This window comes from Telluria sp. ZB4P34 (assembly GCF_059686055.1).
The window spans coordinates 246,689-265,716 of record NZ_JCASIF010000005.1 but is presented as its reverse complement, the minus strand read 5'-3'; the positions used below and the strand labels follow the sequence as shown (position 1 = coordinate 265,716).

The 19,028-nt window shown below is 65.7% G+C and carries 20 protein-coding genes; 11 read left to right on the top strand and 9 right to left on the bottom strand.

Annotated features, from left to right (window positions below; genetic code table 11):
• Window positions 1-27 precede the first annotated feature (27 nt).
• The gene (locus tag AC56KL_RS12025; protein ID WP_497180387.1) at window positions 28-798 is read right to left on the bottom strand and encodes an exodeoxyribonuclease III; all 771 of its coding nucleotides are present in this window, start codon (window positions 796-798) and stop codon (window positions 28-30) included.
• A 199-nt stretch (window positions 799-997) separates the two neighbouring features.
• Between AC56KL_RS12025 and pyrE the strand changes: the two genes are divergently transcribed.
• Window positions 998-1,657 carry an orotate phosphoribosyltransferase gene (gene pyrE, locus AC56KL_RS12020; RefSeq protein WP_497180386.1) on the top strand — a complete coding sequence of 220 codons (660 nt, stop codon included), beginning with the start codon at window positions 998-1,000 and terminating at the stop codon, window positions 1,655-1,657.
• 59 nt (window positions 1,658-1,716) lie between these two features.
• Entirely contained in the window at window positions 1,717-2,397 is a 681-nt protein-coding gene (locus AC56KL_RS12015; RefSeq protein WP_497180385.1) for a DUF6624 domain-containing protein, read from the top strand.
• Window positions 2,398-2,878: 481 nt separating this feature from the next.
• On the opposite strand, the gene gatB is transcribed toward AC56KL_RS12015, so the two are convergent.
• From gatB to gatC, 3 genes are all read right to left on the bottom strand, one after another.
• Window positions 2,879-4,339 (bottom strand): Asp-tRNA(Asn)/Glu-tRNA(Gln) amidotransferase subunit GatB, encoded by a 1,461-nt coding sequence (gatB, locus tag AC56KL_RS12010; RefSeq protein ID WP_497180384.1) that lies wholly within the window; start codon window positions 4,337-4,339, stop codon window positions 2,879-2,881.
• Between the two features lie 101 nt (window positions 4,340-4,440).
• A complete protein-coding gene (gene gatA, locus AC56KL_RS12005; RefSeq protein WP_497180383.1) occupies window positions 4,441-5,916 on the bottom strand; it encodes an Asp-tRNA(Asn)/Glu-tRNA(Gln) amidotransferase subunit GatA in 1,476 nt (491 codons plus the stop codon).
• A 27-nt stretch (window positions 5,917-5,943) separates the two neighbouring features.
• Window positions 5,944-6,243, bottom strand: a complete 300-nt coding sequence (gene gatC, locus AC56KL_RS12000) for an Asp-tRNA(Asn)/Glu-tRNA(Gln) amidotransferase subunit GatC (RefSeq protein WP_497180382.1) — start codon at window positions 6,241-6,243, stop codon at window positions 5,944-5,946.
• A 314-nt stretch (window positions 6,244-6,557) separates the two neighbouring features.
• Here gatC and AC56KL_RS11995 point away from each other — a divergent pair, with 314 nt between their 5' ends.
• The 8 genes from AC56KL_RS11995 to AC56KL_RS11960 all read left to right on the top strand — a co-directional run bounded on the left by AC56KL_RS11995 (window position 6,558) and on the right by AC56KL_RS11960 (window position 15,210).
• Window positions 6,558-7,601, top strand: a complete 1,044-nt coding sequence (locus tag AC56KL_RS11995; protein WP_005667820.1) for a rod shape-determining protein — start codon at window positions 6,558-6,560, stop codon at window positions 7,599-7,601.
• A 117-nt stretch (window positions 7,602-7,718) separates the two neighbouring features.
• Window positions 7,719-8,936, top strand: coding sequence for a rod shape-determining protein MreC (gene mreC / locus AC56KL_RS11990; protein ID WP_497180381.1), 1,218 nt, complete (start codon window positions 7,719-7,721; stop codon window positions 8,934-8,936).
• Window positions 8,936-9,454 (top strand): rod shape-determining protein MreD, encoded by a 519-nt coding sequence (mreD, locus tag AC56KL_RS11985; RefSeq protein WP_497180380.1) that lies wholly within the window; start codon window positions 8,936-8,938, stop codon window positions 9,452-9,454. Before mreC ends, mreD begins: the two co-directional genes overlap by 1 nt.
• Before the next feature lie 21 nt (window positions 9,455-9,475).
• Complete coding sequence (gene mrdA / locus AC56KL_RS11980; protein WP_497180379.1) at window positions 9,476-11,506, top strand: penicillin-binding protein 2; 2,031 nt, start codon at window positions 9,476-9,478, stop codon at window positions 11,504-11,506.
• Window positions 11,507-11,509: 3 nt separating this feature from the next.
• The gene (gene rodA / locus AC56KL_RS11975; protein ID WP_497180378.1) at window positions 11,510-12,625 is read left to right on the top strand and encodes a rod shape-determining protein RodA; all 1,116 of its coding nucleotides are present in this window, start codon (window positions 11,510-11,512) and stop codon (window positions 12,623-12,625) included.
• 19 nt (window positions 12,626-12,644) lie between these two features.
• A complete protein-coding gene (locus AC56KL_RS11970; protein ID WP_497180377.1) occupies window positions 12,645-13,673 on the top strand; it encodes a septal ring lytic transglycosylase RlpA family protein in 1,029 nt (342 codons plus the stop codon).
• Window positions 13,674-13,841: 168 nt separating this feature from the next.
• The gene (locus AC56KL_RS11965) at window positions 13,842-14,873 is read left to right on the top strand and encodes a Kelch repeat-containing protein (protein ID WP_497180376.1); all 1,032 of its coding nucleotides are present in this window, start codon (window positions 13,842-13,844) and stop codon (window positions 14,871-14,873) included.
• A gap of 40 nt (window positions 14,874-14,913) precedes the next feature.
• Window positions 14,914-15,210 carry a hypothetical protein gene (locus AC56KL_RS11960; protein WP_497180375.1) on the top strand — a complete coding sequence of 99 codons (297 nt, stop codon included), beginning with the start codon at window positions 14,914-14,916 and terminating at the stop codon, window positions 15,208-15,210.
• A 57-nt stretch (window positions 15,211-15,267) separates the two neighbouring features.
• Here the strand turns inward: AC56KL_RS11960 and AC56KL_RS11955 are convergent, their stop codons facing one another.
• From AC56KL_RS11955 to AC56KL_RS11945, 3 genes are read right to left on the bottom strand one after another with little or no spacing between them, the layout of a single operon-like run.
• The gene (locus AC56KL_RS11955; protein WP_497180374.1) at window positions 15,268-15,648 is read right to left on the bottom strand and encodes a nuclear transport factor 2 family protein; all 381 of its coding nucleotides are present in this window, start codon (window positions 15,646-15,648) and stop codon (window positions 15,268-15,270) included.
• Between the two features lie 17 nt (window positions 15,649-15,665).
• Complete coding sequence (locus tag AC56KL_RS11950; protein ID WP_497180373.1) at window positions 15,666-16,217, bottom strand: flavodoxin family protein; 552 nt, start codon at window positions 16,215-16,217, stop codon at window positions 15,666-15,668.
• 33 nt (window positions 16,218-16,250) lie between these two features.
• Window positions 16,251-16,454, bottom strand: a complete 204-nt coding sequence (locus tag AC56KL_RS11945) for a 2-hydroxymuconate tautomerase family protein (protein ID WP_497180372.1) — start codon at window positions 16,452-16,454, stop codon at window positions 16,251-16,253.
• Between the two features lie 103 nt (window positions 16,455-16,557).
• Between AC56KL_RS11945 and AC56KL_RS11940 the strand changes: the two genes are divergently transcribed.
• Complete coding sequence (locus AC56KL_RS11940; RefSeq protein WP_497180371.1) at window positions 16,558-17,472, top strand: LysR family transcriptional regulator; 915 nt, start codon at window positions 16,558-16,560, stop codon at window positions 17,470-17,472.
• A 77-nt stretch (window positions 17,473-17,549) separates the two neighbouring features.
• On the opposite strand, the gene AC56KL_RS11935 is transcribed toward AC56KL_RS11940, so the two are convergent.
• Complete coding sequence (locus tag AC56KL_RS11935) at window positions 17,550-18,272, bottom strand: SPOR domain-containing protein (RefSeq protein WP_497180370.1); 723 nt, start codon at window positions 18,270-18,272, stop codon at window positions 17,550-17,552.
• On the bottom strand, window positions 18,266-19,024 hold the full coding sequence (locus AC56KL_RS11930) for a type III pantothenate kinase (protein ID WP_497180369.1): 759 nt from the start codon (window positions 19,022-19,024) through the stop codon (window positions 18,266-18,268). Before AC56KL_RS11930 ends, AC56KL_RS11935 begins: the two co-directional genes overlap by 7 nt.
• Between the last annotated feature and the right edge of the window lie 4 nt (window positions 19,025-19,028).

The following is a 19,028-nucleotide window of genomic DNA, read 5'->3' as shown; positions in this document are numbered from 1 at the left end:
ACAAACCTAATAAATACTGACTATTTATCAGAGTTCGTAATCAATGATGAGCGGGGCGTGGTCGCTGAAGCGCTCGTCCTTGTAGATCGAGACGGACTTCGCGCGCGCTGCGATACCCGGGGTGGCGACGTGGTAATCGATGCGCCAGCCCACGTTCTTGGCATAGGCCTGGCCGCGGTTGCTCCACCAGGTGTAGTCGGCGGCGTCCGGGGCGACCACGCGGTGCACGTCCACCAGGCCGACCTCGTCGAAGATGCGGCTCATCCAGGCGCGCTCCTCCGGCAGGAAGCCCGAGTTCTTCTGGTTGCTTTTCCAGTTCTTGAGGTCGATTTCCTTGTGGGCGATGTTCCAGTCGCCGCAGATCACCACCTCGCGGCCTTCCGCCTTCAGTTGCTGCAAGTGCGGCAGGAACACTTCCATGAAGCGGAACTTGGCCAGCTGGCGTTCTGGCGACGAGGAGCCGGACGGGCAATACACCGAGATGACGGTCAGATTGCCGAAGTCGCAGCGGGTGTAGCGGCCTTCGGCGTCGAATTCGGTGCAGCCGAAGCCGATGCGCCGGTTGTCGGGGGCACCGCGGCTGTAGATGCCGGTGCCCGAATAGCCCTTCTTCTCGGCGTAGTGGAAGTGCCCGTGGTAGCCGTGCGGCGAGAGGAATTCCTCGGTCATGTCGGCCTGCTGCGCCTTGAGTTCCTGCACGCAGATGAAATCGGCGGACTGGGTGGCGAGCCAGTTGAAGAAGCCTTTCTTGTGGGCCGAACGGATGCCGTTCAGGTTGGCGGAAATAATTCGTGGCATGGGTCGTGGAATCGTGGTGACCGGCCGGGTGGCCGGTGCGTGTGCGAGTGGGTGTTCAAGTTGGCGCTGCGCCGCAGCGCCAACTGGAGAGTGTAGCGCGTTTTAATGCTGCCAGGAACCAACAGCCTCCCTGTGGTGGGGCTCGCCGCCCGAAACCGCGGCGGTTACAATACGCGTTTCGGCTATTCGGGAGACGCGCGTGAGCGATCTGCGCCAGGAGTTTATTGCATTTTCGGTCGAGGCCGAAGTATTAAAATTCGGTCAATTCACGACCAAGGCCGGGCGCCAGTCGCCATACTTCTTCAATGCCGGCTTGTTCCACGACGGCGCGACCCTGGGCCGGCTGGCGCAATTCTACGCGCAGACGCTGCTCGATTCCGGCGTCACATTCGACATGCTCTTCGGCCCGGCCTACAAGGGCATCACCCTGGCCAGCGCCACGGCGGTGGCGCTGGCCGCCAAGGGCCGCAACACGTCCTTCGCCTACAACCGCAAGGAAGCCAAGGACCACGGCGAGGGCGGCACCATCGTCGGCGCCAAGCTGGCCGGCAAGGTCGTGATCATCGACGACGTGATCTCGGCCGGCACTTCGGTGCGCGAGTCGGTGGACATGATCCGCGCCGCGGGCGCCGAGCCGGCGGCGGTGCTGATCGCGCTCGACCGCATGGAGCGTTCCGGCAAGGACGATGCACTGTCGGCGCATTCGGCGGTGCAGCAGGTGTCGAAGGAATTCGGCATTCCGGTGATCTCGATCGCCAACCTGGACGACCTGTTCACCTATCTGTCGAATGAAGCGGGCGCCGACCTGGGCGCCCACAAGGAAGCGGTCGCCGCCTACCGCGCACGTTACGGAGCTTAATCAACATCATGACCAGCCATACCACCATCCGCTTTGCCCGTTAGGCCTGCGTCGCGCTGATGTGCGCGGCCTGGGCTTCGTTCGCCTCGGCGTCCGATACCGCCGCCACCGCCGCCGTGCTCGAGGCTTGCCCGGGCGCCAAGGCCTGGTACGCCGCGCATCCGAATGAAACAGACGAAGCCCTGGCCAAGCGCGACGCCGCCCGCACCTATACCGATCCGCAACTGCGCGCCGAGCTGGCCGAACGCGCCGCGCGCGACCAGAAGGCGCGCCTGGCGATGGTCAAGGCCGCCCGCAAGGACTGGGGCCCGCGCCGCGAGGTGGCAGCCATTGACGAAGAAAACGTCAAGTGGTTGTTCGAACTGGTGCGCACCAAGGGCTTTCCGACCGCGGCGCAAGTGGGCGAGCAGGGCGTGCGCGATGCCTGGCTGCTGGCCCTGCATGCCGACCGTGCTCCCAAGCTCCAGCAGGCGATGGTGCCGGACCTCGACAAGCGCCGCGTGGACGGCGAGCTGGGCGGCAACGAGATGGCGCGTTTCGTCGACCGCCTGCTGGTCGCACAGGGCAAGCCCCAGCGCTTCGGCACCCAGTCCTCCGACAAATTCGCCGGCAACTTCCACGGCCTGCCGACTGCCGAGAGCCTGCGCGAGGTGGAAGCCAACCGTCGCGAGTTCGACCTGATGCGGTTGGCCGACTACGTCTGCTTGGCAAAGGAAGAGCGCAAGCGCCGCGATAACTAACCCCCTTGGGGTCAGAGTTGAATTGTTGAGCAATTCCCGAGGATTGCCTGCAATACGACTCCGACCCTAATTACTTCCACGCTCGTACCCCAGCCAATAATGAGGGTCAGAGTGGAATTATCGGGAAACTTTGCAATGTTTCCGATTAATTCGACTCTGACCCTCAATGTTTCTCAATGTTTTAGAGGGGCGAGGGGGTAACAGAACGTTTTCCGTTGCCTGGTCGTAACTTCTGCGAAGGCAGACTGCAGTTCGTCGCCTGCTTGCTGCGCAGTCGACAAAAATAATGAGGGTCAGAGTCGAATTATTGGGAAACAAACGAGAGTTTCTCAACAATTCGACTCTGACCCTCATTGCTTTTGCAATCGTGCTCGATAAACAAATTGGGGTCAGAGTCGAATTATTAGGAAACATTTGAAAGTTTCCCGATAATTCGACTCTGACCCCAAGCGAGGCGCCCCAAGCGAGGCGTTTAGGCGGATTAGCCTGTGAGCTTTTGCTTCAGGAGTTCGGTCACCTGGGCGGGGTTGGCCTTGCCTTTAGAGGCCTTCATGGTCTGGCCGATCAGGGCGTTGATCGCGGCTTCCTTGCCGGCGCGGTACTGTTCGACCGACTTGGCGTTCGCAGCCAGGACTTCGTCCACGATCGCTTCCAGCGCGCCCGTGTCCGAAATCTGCTTCAGGCCCTTTTGCTCGATCACGGTATCGGCCAGGTTCACGTCATCCGACTTCGCTTCCCACATGGCGGCGAACACTTCCTTGCCGGCCTTGTTCGAGATGGTGCCGTCGGCGATGCGCTTCAGCAGCAGTGCCAGCTGGGCGGCGCTCACCGGCGAGTCGTCCAGTTCGACGCCTTCGCGGTTCAGGGTCGACGACACATCGCCCATCATCCAGTTCGCTGCCGCCTTCGCGTTTTCCTTGCCGGCCGCGGCCACGACGGCCTCATAGTAGGTCGCCATCGCCTTCGACGAAGTCAACACCAGGCTGTCGTACTCCGGCAGGCCGTAGTCGCCAGTGAAGCGGGCGCGCAGGGCGCCCGGCAGTTCCGGCATGTCGGCTTGCACGCGGTCGATCCAGTCCTGCTGGATGACGAGCGGCGGCAGGTCCGGGTCCGGGAAGTAGCGGTAGTCCTGCGCGTCTTCCTTGGTGCGCATGGAGCGGGTTTCCTTCTTGTCCGGGTCCCACAGGCGGGTAGCCTGGATCACCTTGCCGCCGTCTTCGATCAGCTCGATCTGGCGCCGCACTTCGTAGTGGATCGCTTCTTCCATGAAGCGGAAGGAGTTCAGGTTCTTGATCTCGCAGCGGGTGCCGAATTCCTTCTGGCCCATCGGACGCACCGAGACGTTGACGTCGCAGCGGAAGGAGCCTTCCTGCATGTTGCCGTCGCAGACGCCCAGCCACACGACCAGCGAGTGCAGGGCCTTGGCATAGGCCACGGCTTCCGCGGCGCTGCGCATTTCCGGCTCGGACACGATCTCGAGCAGCGGCGTGCCGGCGCGGTTCAGGTCGATGCCGCTCATGCCGGCATAGTCCTCGTGCAGCGACTTGCCGGCATCCTCTTCGAGGTGGGCCCGGGTCAGGTTGACGGTCTTCGTTTCCAGCTTGCCGTCCTTCTCGTAGGCGAAGCTGATGGTGCCGCCCTGGACCACCGGGTCCTCGAACTGGCTGATCTGGTAGCCCTTCGGCAGGTCGGGGTAGAAGTAGTTCTTGCGGGCGAAGACCGAGTGCGGCGCGATCTTCGCGCCCACGGCCAGGCCGAAGCGGATCGCGCGCTCGACGGCGCCGCGGTTCAGGACAGGCAGCACGCCCGGCAGCGCCAGGTCGACCGGGCTGGCCTGGGTGTTCGGCTCGGCGCCGAAGCGGATCGAGCTGCCGCTGAAGATTTTCGAATTGGTCGTGAGCTGCACGTGGTTCTCAAGACCGATGACGACTTCCCATTGCATAGTGTGTTCTCTTTTCTGTTCGCTTGCGCGGGCAGGTGTTGCTGTTCTTCTGTGCCTGCACTGGTTGAACGCGCGGTCGGCGGAGCCGACCACCCTACGGTTTAGACGCCTTCAGGCGTGCGGGTATGCCAGTCGGTCACCTGCTGGTATTGGTGCGCGATGTTCAGCAGCTTCGCTTCGGCGAAGTAGTTGCCGATGATTTGCAGGCCGACCGGGCGCTTGCCGTTCTTCTCGCCTTGCCCGAAACCGACCGGGATCGACATGCCCGGCAGGCCCGCCAGACTGGTCGACAGGGTGAAGATGTCGGCCAGGTAGTTCGCCACCGGGTCGTTGGCCTTGCTGCCCAGGTCCCAAGCCACCGTCGGCGCCACCGGGCCCATGATCACGTCGCACTTATCGGCGAACGCGGCCTGGAAGTCGTCGGCGATCAGGCGCCGGATCTTCTGCGCCTGCACGTAGTAGGCGTCGTAGTAGCCGTGGCACAGCACGTAGGTGCCGACCATGATGCGGCGCTGCACCTCGCGGCCGAAGCCTTCGGCGCGGGTTTTGCGGTACATGTCCTGCAGATCCTTGTACTCGCTGGCGCGATGGCCGTAGCGCACGCCGTCGAAGCGCGACAGGTTCGACGAGGCTTCCGCCGGAGCGATGATGTAATAGGTCGGGATCGACAGCGCGGTCTTCGGCAGCGAGATCTCGACCAGCGCGGCGCCCAGCTTGACGAATTCGTCCAGCGCGGCACGCACCGCCTGCTCGACGTCCGCGGCCAGGCCTTCGCCGAAGTATTCCTTCGGCACGCCGATCCGCAGCCCGGTCAAGGGCTTGTTCAGGTCGCGGGTGTAGTCCTCAGCCATGTTGCCCTGCTCGACGGTGAGGCTGGTCGAGTCGCGCTCGTCGAAGCCGATCATCTCGTTCAGCAGCAGCGCGCAGTCTTCGGCGGTCTGGGCGATCGGGCCGCCCTGGTCCAGCGAGGAAGCGAAGGCGATCATGCCGAAGCGCGATACGCGGCCGTAGGTCGGCTTGATGCCGGTGACGCCGCAGAAGGCGGCCGGCTGGCGGATCGAGCCGCCGGTGTCGGTAGCAGTGGCGGCCGGCGCCAGGCGCGCTGCGATGGCTGCGGCCGAGCCGCCCGAGGAGCCGCCCGGCACCGCCAGCGGATCCCAGGGATTCTTCACGGGACCGAAGGCCGAGTTCTCGTTGGCCGAGCCCATCGCGAATTCGTCGAGGTTGACCTTGCCCAGCGTGACCATGCCGGCCTTGGCGAAACGGTCCACGACGGTGGCGTCGAACGGGCTCTCGTAGTTGGCCAGCATCTTCGAGCCGGCGGTGGTGCGCCAGCCGCGGGTAACGAAGATGTCCTTGTGCGCGATCGGCACCCCGGTCAGCGGACCTGCATTGCCGCCCGCGATGCGGGCATCGGCGGCGCCCGCTTGCGCCAGGCTGCGCTCGCGGTCGAGGTGCAGGAAGGCATTGTGGCTGCTCGCCTCGATGCGGTCGAGGTAGTGGCTGGTGAGTTCGACGCTCGAGACCTGCTTCGATTGCAGGAGCGCGGACAGCTCTTTGATGGTCTTGTTATGCATGTGCGTGTCGATTCGTGAAAACGGTGATTACTCGATGACTTTCGGGACCAGGTACAGGCCGTCCTGCGCCTTCGGCGCCGGCGCCTGGTAGTCCTCGCGGCGGTTTTCTTCGGTCACCAGGTCGTCGCGCAGGCGCAGCGGCAGGGCCATGATGGCGGCCAGCGGCTGTGACAGCGGCGCGACACCGCTCGTGTCCACGGCCTGCATCTGCTCGGCCAGGGCGAAGATGCCGTTCAGCTCGGCCAGCGCGGTTTCCGCATGGGCCTCATCCATCTCGAGCTGGGCCAGGTTGGCGATGCGTTTTACGTCTGAAAGGGTCAGGGACATGGCAAGGGGCGCGGCGCGGGCCGCGTGCAATAAGTGTGGTTGGGCTAATAATGAAAGTTGGCAAGAGGTCAGTGAACGGCGCGCTATGGCCGATAAAAGCTTGGTAACACCGTCGATCTCACCTTGGAAATGGGGGGTAAATCCGCCCGTTTTCAGCATTTAATCGACAAATTATAAGGTAGAATGGCGGGCTAATGCGCTGTTGGGCTGAAAGGCCGCCCGCCGCAGGAAAGACCGCGAGGCTTCATGCCTGTGCGGCGAAGACAATCCCGATCAATTTTTCACGCGCAGCTTGACGCGTCATCAGGACACACATGTTTGGTTTCTTACGCAGCTACTTCTCGAATGACCTGGCGATCGACCTCGGCACCGCCAATACCCTGATCTACGTTCGCGGCCTGGGCATCGTGCTGGACGAACCGTCGGTCGTCGCGATCCGCCAGGAGGGCGGCCCGAACGGCAAGAAGACGATCCAGGCGGTCGGCAAGGAAGCCAAGCAGATGCTGGGCAAGGTGCCGGGCAACATCGAAGCCATCCGTCCGATGAAGGACGGCGTGATCGCCGACTTCACCGTCACCGAGCAGATGCTCAAGCAGTTCATCCGCATGGTGCACGACTCCAAGTTCTTCCGCCCGTCGCCGCGCATCATCATTTGCGTGCCCTGCGGTTCGACCCAGGTCGAGCGCCGTGCGATCCGTGAATCGGCGCTCGGCGCCGGCGCCTCCCAGGTCTACCTGATCGAAGAGCCGATGGCGGCCGCGATCGGCGCCGGCCTGCCGGTGTCGGAAGCCACCGGCTCGATGGTGGTCGACATCGGCGGCGGCACCACCGAAGTCGGCATCATCTCGCTGGGCGGCATGGTCTACAAGGGCTCGGTGCGCGTCGGCGGCGACAAGTTCGACGAAGCCATCGTCAACTACATCCGCCGCAACTACGGCATGCTGATCGGCGAACAGACCGCCGAAGCCATCAAGAAAGCCATCGGCTCGGCCTTCCCGGGTTCGGAAGTCAAGGAAATGGAAGTCAAGGGCCGCAACCTGTCCGAAGGCATCCCGCGCTCGTTCACCATCTCGAGCAACGAGATCCTCGAAGCGCTGACCGATCCGCTGAACCAGATCGTCTCGGCCGTCAAGAACGCGCTGGAACAGGCCCCGCCGGAGCTGGGCGCCGACATCGCCGAGAAGGGCATGATGCTGACCGGCGGCGGCGCGCTGCTGCGCGACCTCGACCGCCTGCTGATGGAAGAGACCGGCCTGCCGGTGCTGGCGGCCGAAGACCCGCTGACCTGCGTGGTGCGCGGCTCGGGCATGGCGCTCGAGCGCATGGACAAGCTGGGCTCGATCTTCTCCTACGAATAAACCACAACAAGCGGCGCGGCCGACATGACAGCGGGCAGGGCGTGCGGGTCGATCCGCACGCGTCTGCCCGCGTTGACATGTGCACCGCGCGCCCACCAGACAGGACGCTCATAGGACATGCAATACAGTCCTCCGCCGCTTTTCAAACAGGGTGCCCCGGCGCGGGTCAAGGCGATCGTGTTCGCCCTGATCTCGGTGGTGCTGCTCGTGGTCGACGCCCGCTACCAGACGCTCGCGTCGGTGCGCCAGGTGGCCGCCACCGTCCTCTATCCCCTGCAGATGGCCGCCCTCATGCCGCGCGAGGCGCTCGGCAACATGGCCGGCTACTTCTCCTCGATCTCCTCGCTCCAGAAGGAAGTGCGCGAGCTTAAGACCCAGCAGCTGGCGCAGGCGCGCGTGCTGCAGCAGGCCCAGCTCCAGATGGCCGAGAACGCGCAGCTGCGCCGCCTGATGGATGCGAAGCAGCACCTGCCGGTCCAGGCGCAGATGAGCGAGATCCTGTACGACGCGCGCGATCCTTCCACGCGCCGCATCGTGATCGACCGCGGTTCGCGCCATGAAGTCGTGCCCGGCCTGCCGGTGATCGACCATGCCGGCGTGGTCGGCCAGGTCACCCGGGTGTTCCCCTTCACCTCCGAAGTCACGCTCCTCACGGACAAGGAACAGGCGATTCCCGTGCAGGTGCTGCGCAGCGGCCTGCGCAGCATCGCCTACGGCCGCGGCCAGTCCGGCCTGCTCGATTTGCGCTTCGTGGTGGCGAACGCCGACATCCAGGTGGGCGACGTGCTGGTGACCTCGGGCCTGGACGGCATGTACCCGGCCGGCCTGGCGGTGGCCAAGGTGGTGCAGGTCGAGAACGTGGCCGCCGGCGCCTTCGGCCGCGTGGTCTGCCAGCCGCTGGCCGGCATCGACCGCCACCGCCAGCTCCTGATCATCATGTCGCAATCGAAGCTGCCGCCCAGGCCCGAGGCGCCGCCTGCCGCCACCACCGCGCGCCGCAAGCTGCCGGACATGGCGCCGATCCCGGCCCCGCCGCTGGCGCCGATGCCGCTGCCGCCGCAGGGCGCGCCTGCGCAGCCGGCGCCGGGCGCAGGCGTCCCGGCGGCGGTTGCGGCCCAGCAAACCGGAACGGCGGCGGCCCAGCAAACCGGAACGGCGGCGGTCCGTCCTCCTGCTGTCCAGCCGCAGCCCGGCGCCGTCAACCCGGGCGCCGTTCCTGCCGCGAGGGCAGGGGGCGCCGCGCCGCCCGCCGCCGCGTCATCGCCGGCGCCCGGCGGCGCAAGCGCGGCCGCGGCAGTCAACACCCTTCGCCCAGCCAACGGAGAGGCCCGATAATGCCCGGCAACCGTCCGCATTACATCCTGCTGCCTGTCAGCCCGCTGTTCATCACCTTCAGCCTGGTGTGCGCCTTCATGCTCAACCTGCTGCCGCTGGGCCGCTGGGTGGGCGCGCCCGACTTCGTCGCGCTGGTACTCGTGTTCTGGGGCATCCACCAGCCGCGCAAGGTCGGCATCGGCGTCGCCTTCGTCATGGGCCTGCTGATGGACGTACACGACGCCAGCCTGCTGGGCGAGAACGCGCTCGCCTACACGCTGCTGTCCTACCTGGCCATCATGATGCACCGCCGCGTGCTGTGGTTCCCCCTGATGACCCAGGCCATGCACGTGTTCCCGCTGCTGCTGCTGGCGCAGGCGGTACAGGCCTTCGTGCACTTCACCGCGTCCGGCCGCTTCCCCGGCGTGCTGCACTTCGCCGAGAGCCTGGTGGCCGTGGCCCTGTGGCCGGTGATCACCTGGCTGCTGCTGGCGCCGCAGCGCCGCGCCGTCGACCGCGACCATACCCGTCCGATCTGAACCCCCTACCTGAAGCAAGCCGTGACCGAGTTCAAGGATAACGACCGCGAGATCCACCTGTTCCGCATGCGCCTCACGGCGCTGGTGGTGCTCGTCTTCATCTGCTTCGCCCTGCTGGTGGCGCGTTTCGTCTGGCTGCAGGTGCTGCGCCACGACCAGTTCGCGCTGCAGGCAGAGGGCAACCGCATTGCGCTGGTGCCGGTGGTGCCGAACCGCGGCCTGATCGTGGACCGCAACGGTGTGGTGCTGGCGCGCAACTACTCGGCTTATACGCTCGAGATCACACCGTCCAAGTTGCAGGCCAACATGGAGTCCGTCATCGACGAGCTCTCCAAGCTGGTCACCATCGAGCAGCGCGACCGGCGCCGCTTCAAGCGCCTGCTGGAAGAATCGCGCACCTTCGCCAGCGTGCCGCTGCGCACCCGCCTGACCGACGACGAAGTGGCGCGCTTCACCGCGCAGCGCTTCCGCTTCCCGGGCGTGGAAGTGCAGGCGCGCCTGTTCCGCCAGTACCCGCTGGGCGAGACCGCCTCGCACGTGATCGGCTACATCGGCCGCATCAACCAGAAGGAGGCGGCGCAGCTCGAAGAGGACGGCCTGGACGCCAACTACAACGGCACCGAGCACATCGGCAAGGAAGGGCTGGAGAAGAAGTACGAGAGCTACCTGCACGGCACCACCGGCTACGAGCAGGTCGAGCGTACCGCCGGCGGGCGCGCCATCCGTACGCTGTCGCGCACCGCGCCGACTCCCGGCAGCAACCTGATCCTGTCGATCGACATCGAACTGCAGAAAGTGATCGAGGAAGCCTTCGGCGACAACCGCGGCGCGCTGGTGGCGATCGAACCGGAAACCGGAGACGTGCTGGCCTACGTATCGCGTCCGGGTTTCGACCCGAACCTGTTCGTGGACGGCATCGACACCCAGAACTGGAACGAACTGAATACCTCGCTCGACCGCCCGCTGATGAACCGTCCGCTGTCGGGCACCTATCCGCCGGGATCGACTTTCAAGCCTTTCATGTCGCTGGCCGCGCTCGAACTGGGTTACCGCAAGCCGTCCGACGCCATCCGCGATCCCGGCTTCTACATCCTGGGCACGCACCGCTTCCGCGACGACAAGCCCGGCGGCCACGGCGTGGTCGACATGTACAAGTCGGTGGTCGAATCCTGCGACACCTATTACTACCAGCTGGGCAACCAGATGGGTATCGACAACATTTCGAATTTCATGCAGCAGTTTGGCTTCGGCGAGCTGACCGGCATCGACCTCGAGCATGAGAAAGTGGGCGTGCGCCCTTCCAAGGAATGGAAGGCGAAGCGCTTCGCCAAGAACCCGCGCGCAGGCAAGTGGGTGGGCGGCGACACCATCTCGATCTCGATCGGGCAGGGCTTCAACAACTACACGATGATCCAGCTGGCGCACGCGGTCTCCACCCTGGCCAACGACGGCATCGTGATGAAGCCGCACCTGGTCAAGCTGATTGAGGACGGCGCCACCAGGCAGCGCACCCAGACGGTGCCGAAGGAAACCCGGCGCATCCCGCTCAAGCAGGAGAACATCGATTTCATCAAGCACACCATGGTGGGCGTGACCCAGGAATCCTACGGCACCGGTTTCCGCGCCTTTGCCAACGCGGGCTACGTCTCGGCTGGCAAGACCGGCACCGCACAGGTGATCGGCCTGAAGGGCCAGAAGTACAACGCCAACGCCATCGACGAACGCCATCGCGACAATGCGCTGTATGTCGCCTTTGCCCCGGCGGACAAGCCGCGTATCGCGCTGGCGCTGGTGGTCGAAAACGCCGGCTTCGGCGCCTCCGCCGCGGCGCCGATCGCGCGCAAGGCGCTCGACTACTACCTGCTAGGCAAGCGTCCGGCGCCGCCCAAGCCGAAAGACGGAGCGGGCGTCGCGACGCCCGGCGCCAGAGCGCCCGGCGTCGCCGCGCCGAAAGCCGCGGCGCCCGCGGCGCCCGCGGTTGCGCCCGCCGCACCGATCATCCAGGCCGCCGCTCCGGCAACGCCGGGCCTTCCCGCCACACGAAAGGAATAAGCCATGGCGCACATCCCAGAACGCCGCTCGCTGCGGCGCCGCCTGCGTCCCTACTTCACGGTCTTCGACTGGCCGCTCGGGCTGGTGCTGTTCACCCTGATGATGACCAGCGTGATCACGATGACCTCGGCCGGCGCCGAGTTCCCGGACCGCGTCGAGCACCAGATCCGCAACTTCCTGCTGGCCTTCGGCATCATGTGGATCGCGGCGAACGTGCCGCCGCAGACCTTGATGCGGCTTGCCGTGCCGATCTATACGGCCGGGGTCGCGCTGCTGATCGCGGTGGCGATGTTCGGCATCATCAAGAAGGGCGCGCGGCGCTGGCTGTACGTGGGCGTGGACATCCAGCCCTCGGAAATCCTCAAGATCGCGACGCCCCTGATGCTGGCCTGGTACTTCCAGCAGCGCGCGAATGCCAATACCTGGAAGACCTACGCCGTGGCCGCCGTACTCCTCCTGATTCCGTTCACCCTGATCGCCAAGCAGCCCGACCTTGGCACCGGCCTGATGGTCGGCGCCTCGGGCTTCTACGTGATCTTCCTGGCGGGCCTGCCGTGGAAGGCGCTGATCGCGCTGGCCGTGTCCGCAACGGCGGCGATGCCGATCGCCTGGTCGATGCTGCACGATTACCAGCGCGAGCGGGTGATGACCCTGATCGATCCCACCTCCGACCCGCTGGGCAAGGGCTTCCACATCATCCAGTCCGAGATCGCCATTGGTTCGGGTGGCGTGTTCGGCAAGGGCTATGGCCAGGGAACGCAAGGCGCCCTGGAATTCGTGCCCGAACAGACCACCGACTTCGTGTTCGCCGTGTATTCGGAAGAATTCGGCCTGGTCGGCAACCTGTTCCTGCTGTTCGTCTATCTGCTGCTGATCGGACGCGGGCTGATGATTGCGGCCAATGCACCGAACACCTTCTCGCGCCTGCTGGCCGGCGCCATCACGATGATGTTTTTCACGTATGCATTCGTCAACATGGGCATGGTGATCGGCATCCTGCCCGTCGTCGGCGTCCCCTTGCCATTCATGAGTTATGGCGGAACTGCGTTTATTACGCTCGGACTCGGCGCTGGGATATTGATGAGTATTCAAAGACATCGTAAACTAGTGCAGACGTAACCGAAACAGGACGCTGCACATGGCCGTTCCAAGAAAACAACTTGCTACGGTGATTGCCCTGGCTTCCTTGCAGGCGCTGCTCAGTGGCTGCAGCACGACGACCGACCCCGCCACCGGCGAGCGCAAACGCCTGATCCCGCTGCCGTGGAAACATCCGACGGCAAAGCACGGTGACGCCCCCCAGCTTCCGGCCGCCAAATCCGGACGGGGCGGCTACTACAAGGACGACGGTCCCGGCCCCAATCCGCCGCCGGGCCTGCTCGACCTGCCCGATGCCGTCGTCAAGGCCGAGCCCTATGCCAAATGGGCGAACCGCCCGTATTCCGTGTTCGGCCAGACCTACACCCCGATCCTGCACCAGGACCCGTTCGTGCAGCGCGGGGTGGCAAGCTGGTACGGCGTCAAGTTCCATGGCCAGAAGACCTCGTCCGGCGAGCTCTACGACATGTACAAGATGACGGCGGCGCACCCGACGCTGCCGATCCCGTCCTATGCGCGCATCACGAGCGCCGAGAGCGGCAAGTCGGTGGTCGTGCGCATCAACGACCGCGGTCCTTTCCATGCCAGCCGCATCGTCGACGTGTCGTACACGGCGGCGCTCAAGCTCGGCCTGCTGGGCAAGGGCAGCCACGTGGTCGAACTCGAGCGCCTGTTCCCGGACGACCCGATCCGGATGGCCTCGGAACGCCGCATCGTCACCTCCCAGGCCCAATCGGCGCCGCCGGAAATCGCGGCATTGATGCTGGAAGACCGGGTGCGCACCGACAGCGCCGCGCTCGCGCAGGTCGAGCAAGGTGTGGTGCCCAGGCTGGTACCGCGCGGCAGCTTCTACGTGCAGCTCGGCGCCTACAGCCGTGCCGGCACTGCCGAGGCCATGAGTGCGTCGCTGATGGAAGCCGGCGTCGAGGTCGGCAAGCTGGAGGTGGTGAAGGCCGGATCGGTGAACCGCCTGTTCGGCGGCCCCTTCGCCAGCCGCGAGGACGCACTGGAGGCGGCGCGCTCGGTGCCGTCCTCGTTCGGACTGAAGCCGATCGTCGTCAAGCGCTAGCGATCAGCGCGGAGTGACAATCCGCGCCTTTCAAGGCGTTTCGCTTTCCCATATGCCAACGGCGCCCGTCCGCCCATCTGCGCTCAGTGCGCAGGCCGGCCAAGGCGGCAACAGGTACACTGCGTGCAATCGTCCTATCCCATCGCGAGCAAATCAAGAGGAAAACAGTTGAATCCAATCCTGCCTGCAGCGCTGGCCATCGCGCTGATCGCTACTCCTTGCCAGGCGGCGCAAGCAGCCGCGGACGCGGCGCCGACGGTGCGCTGGTCGCGCGCCCCGGACGCCTCCCTGGCACGACAGGAGATCTATCCCGCCGTGCTCGATGGCAGGATCATCGTGGCAGGCGGCGTGCTTTCGCAAGCGCCCGGCTTCACCGACCATGTCGAAGCCTACGACGTGAAAGCGGGCCGTTGGGAGACGCTCGCGCCCCTGCCCGAAGGTCGGCACCATATCGCCCTGGCCGAGGCCGGCGGCAAGATCTACGGTATCGGCGGCTTCTCCGGCGCGATTCCCCAGTGGCGCGCCCATGCGACGGTGTTCGTCTACGACGCCAGGGCGAACCGGTGGTCGGCCGGGCCGTCGCTGCCGGAGGCGCGCGCCGAAGGCGTGGTGGCCTCGGTCGGGGAACGAATCTATTTCATCGGCGGACGTGTGCCGACCAGTCCGCAGGCGGCGCACATCAACGAGCACGCAGACACGAGCCGGGCCGAGGCGCTGGACATTCGTTCCGGGCGCTGGCAGCGCATCGCCGATGCGCCCACGGCGCGCAACAGCGCGGCGTCGGCCGTCATCGACGGCAAGATCTATGTCGTGGGCGGCCGCCAGATGCTCAGGCAGGCCGATGGCCGGCAGCGCCCGGTCAACGTGGCCACGCTGGAAGTTTACGACCCCGCCACCGACCGCTGGGAGACCAGAGCCCCGATGCCCCAGGCGCAGGGCGGCCTGGCCGCGGCCGCCCACGGCGGCAAGCTGTATGCCTTCGGCGGCGAGCAGTTCGTCCCGTCCACCAGGGTGTTCCCCGAAGCCTGGGTGTATGATCCCGGGACCGACCGCTGGGCGGCCCTGCCGGCCATGCCGACGCCACGCCACGGACACGGCGCGGCAGTCGTCGGCGACCGCATCTTCCTGGTGGGTGGCGGCGACAGGGTAGGGGTGGGCGCCACCCGGGTGCTCGAAGTACTCGAGATACTGGCCAAATAATGTCCGCATCGCGCCGGATCGACTTTCGAATGAAGAGACAATGAACAATCAGATCAAGGCAGTCATCCTGGACAACGAAACGGTGTCGATCGATGGGCGCACGCTGACCGGGATGGACCAGCTTGCCGAGGCGCTGGGCGCGGCCTTGGACAGCGATCCGGACTTCATTCTCGTCATCGAGCCGACCAGGCACGAGTACTACAAGGGGACCGGTACGGTGATCTACGCCAGCCAGCGCGTCGGGATGCCGGTCGAGAACCTGCGCTACACACTGGAAGACGGCGAAGTGGTCAGCTTCGCCGAGCTGCAGGCGCGCAGTCCGACGCCATCGGCGTGACGAGGCAGCTCCGGTTCGCTCGAGTCCCGGTCGAGTGCAACACAGGCATGGTCGACATCACGCGCCGAACGCCTGCAGCGGCACGTCGGTAAAGGTCTTGTTCACGATGCGCCACTCGCCGTCTCGGCGCATGAAGCTCAGGTAGTCGACGTAGTGGTAGTCGAACATTGGACAGAGCACTTTCGCGAATGCGATCTCGTGCGTCACGTCGATGCTGAGCGGTTTCATCAAGAAAGCCTGTCCCAGCGACGCTGGAGACTGGCGCCCCGCGACCAGCCCCAGGTATTCATCGAGCGGACGGAAACAGACCTGTCCCCTCACCTCCGAGAACAGCTGCGCGCGCGGATCGAATACCGATCGAAGCAGATCGATATCGCCGTGATACACGCCGCGGCAGTAGGTGTCGAGCGCCGCAAGGACGGCTTCGTGCTGGTGCATGCCGATGCTCCCCGTGCTCATGACAGGCGCGTCGCCGCGGCGCGGATGCGCTGGCCGAACAGGTAGGCGGTACGCAGATCGCCCGGCGACATCTCGTCCACGGACGCATCCGCCGGCGTGGCCGTCGCCAGGCCGGCGAACGAGGCCAGGAAGTTGATGTCCTCGCGCGTGGAGGCTTTCGTATTGGCCGGCTTCATGCCCATGCCCGCCCACAGCATGCCATGCTGCTGCGCCAGCGTGAACATCGCCGCGATCGCCATGTGCTTGTCGCCCGACACGGAGGCCGAGTTGGTGAACGCGGCGCCCAGTTTGTCTTTCCATCCCTGCCTGGCCCACACCGCTGAACTGGCGTCGGCAAACCGCTTGAACTGCCAGCTGACATTGCCCATGTAGGTGGGCGAGCCGAATACGATGGCGTCGGCCCGGGCCAGCAGATCCCAGCCCTCGCCGGGCAGGTTTCCTTCTGCGTCGATTGGCAACAGGATCGCGCCGCTACCCTCCGCAACGGCCTCTGCGACCCGGCGCGTATGACCGTATCCACTGTGATAGACGATGACGATATTCTTCATGGCGTGCTCCCGATGGTGTTGGAAATCCGGCATTCAACGCGCCAAGGCGCGCAGCGTGCTCACCTGCGATCCGGCGACGCCCCAGTTGTCGGTGTCTACCTCGTCGATCACGACGAAGGTCGTGGCGGGATCCTTGTCCAGGATGCGCACGACCAGGTCGGTCGCGCCTGCGATCAGGGACTGTTTTTGGGATGGGGTCACGCCTTCGCGGGTGACCTGGATGAGGATGTACGGCATGCTGGCTTCCTTGGGTGTGAAAAAGTCCGGCCAGCTTAATTACTTCCCTCAAATGAATAAATATAGAATATGGCATTTCATTTATTACAATAGGTAATCAATCGTGGTGCGCATGTTCGACGCGCCGATGCTGGGCAGCATCGAGCTCTTCTGCAAGACGGCGGAGTTGCGGAGCTTCACGGCTGCAGCGGCCCAGGCTGGCATAACGCAGGCGGCAGTGAGCAGGGCGGTGTCGAAACTCGAAGCACGGCTCGGCGTACAGTTGTTCGTGCGCTCGACACGCAGCGTCAGGCTGAGCGAGCAGGGCCTCGTCTATTACGAACAATGCCGGCAGGCCTTGCGCCAGCTCGAGGACGCCGGACGCGAAATCAGGGGCTTGCAGGCGCACCCTGCGGGCGTGGTACGGATGAGCCTTCCGACGAGCTATGGGCACATCCGCGTATTGCCGGTGCTCGCGGCATTCCGGGAGCAGTTCCCGGACATCCGGCTCGAGGTCGAGCTGAGCAACCGTAACGCGGACCTGGTGGCCGAGGGACTCGACCTGGCAATCCGGGCCCGTGAGCTGCCGGACTCGGGACTGATCGTGCGCAAGCTGGAGGACGCGGAGCTCGTGGTCGTAGCCTCACCCGGCTACCTTGAGCGCTGGGGCATGCCACTTGCCGTCGACGACCTGGCACGACATGATTGCATCCAGTTCGAGCGTCCGCGTACGGGACAACGGGTTCCCTGGCTGCTGCGTGCGGACAGCGGCGACATTGAAGTCGATACGTCGGGCGCACTGTGCATCACTGGCGACATCCTCGGCCTGTCCACCGCGGCGCGGGCTGGAGCGGGACTGGCGCAGATCTACCGTTTCATGGTGGAGAACGAGCTGGCCGAAGGCAGTCTCGTCGAAGTCATGACGGACCATGGCGGCGTCTCCCGGCCGTTTAGCCTGATCTATCCGGCAGTTCGCCACATGCCGCATGCCGTCAGGGTATTGGTGGATTTTCTGCTCGACAGGCTGCGCCGCCTGTAGCATTCATTCTCGTCGACGAGGCCCTGCCGTGCGTGCGCAGTGCGTCTGCTGCTTGCCGCGAACATGGCGCTGCAGGATCAATCGCAGCGGCGCAGCTGCACGCCTGCGAAATCGTCGGCAATGCCCGCCACGCGCGCGCGCTCGCTTGGGGTCAGGCCGCGGAAGCGCCAGGTCGCGCGCGTGCCCTGCGGCCCGCGCGGCAGCACGCGCACGCCGCGCACGCCCTGTTTGCCCAGCGCGGCCACCAGGGTCTGCGCCGCGCTCGCGGTCTTGAACACGCCCAGCGACACTGCCCACTTGAGCGGGGAATCGCCCTGCATCACGAAGTAGTTCGTCACCCCTTTCTCCTTCAGCTCGGCCACGCGCCGGTCCGCGCCTTCCTTGCCGCCGTTCGGCGGCAGGTAGACCAGGTGGCTGGTGACTTCCTGGTAGGGCAGGCTGGTGCGCGACGCGCGCTCGCCCAGGTCGAGGCGCATGATGCGGGTCTCGAAGCGGCGCGCGTCGCTGGCCGCGAAGGCGCCGGCCTGGGTGCAGGCGATGGCGTCCGGCGCCGGAGCGGCGCTTGCTTGCCCGGCGGGCTGCGGCGCAGGCCCGGTGTCGGATGCGGCGGCAGGCGCAGCCGATTCCACGGCCGCCCGCGCTTCGGCCGGGCTCAGGAGCACGATGCGCTCGGTCGCCAGCTGGTTCTTCAGGCGCTGCGGTTCGCGTTCGCCGCCCTTGACCTTGCCGAGGTAGCCCTGCGCATAGGCGAACAGCAGGGCGTTCAGCGCCAGCAGGGCCCAGAATACGAATTTCAACACGTGCGCTCTCCGTCAAGATCGGCCGCCGCATGCAGGCCGACCAGCACGATGTTATCGACCACGCGGTGCGGGAACTTGAGGACCGGCGCGATATAGGGCGCCGCGCCGCCCGACACGATGCAGGCGGTGGCCCCATGCGCGGCGCAGGCGCGCTCGATGGCGCCGGCCTGGGCCGACAGGATGCCGGAGACGATCGCATCGTCGGTGTTGTCGCCGAAGACCGGCGGTGCGAATGTGGCCGACCCGGCGCCCGGCTGCACCTGCGGCAGCTGGGCCGTATTGCGCGCCAGCGAGCCGGCCATCAGGGCCAGGCCGGGCAGGATCATGCCGCCGATGAAGCGGCCGTCCGCGCTCACGGCGTCCACCGTCGTCGCGGTGCCGCAGGTGGCCACGATCGAGTCCTGGCCGGGCGCCAGGGCGCGTGCGCCGATGGCCGCCGCGAAGCGGTCGCAGCCCAGTTGGCCGGGATTGCGGTAGCCGTTGCGCAGGCCGGCGCGTTCCGGGGTCGCGGCGAACCACTCGACCTTTACTCCCTCCGGCAGCGCCGCGGCGATGCGCTCGCGAAGTGCGGCGCCAGCCACGTTCGCGACGATCACGCGCGCCACGCCGGCCTGGCGCCAGGCGGCGGCTGCCTCGTCCAGCCCTGCGTGCGGCAGGGCGCCGGCCCGGGTCCATTCGCCCAAAGCCGCGCCGGGCGCCGCCAGCGCCCATTTGATGCGGGTATTGCCCGCGTCGATCAGGAGCAGGTTCATGTTC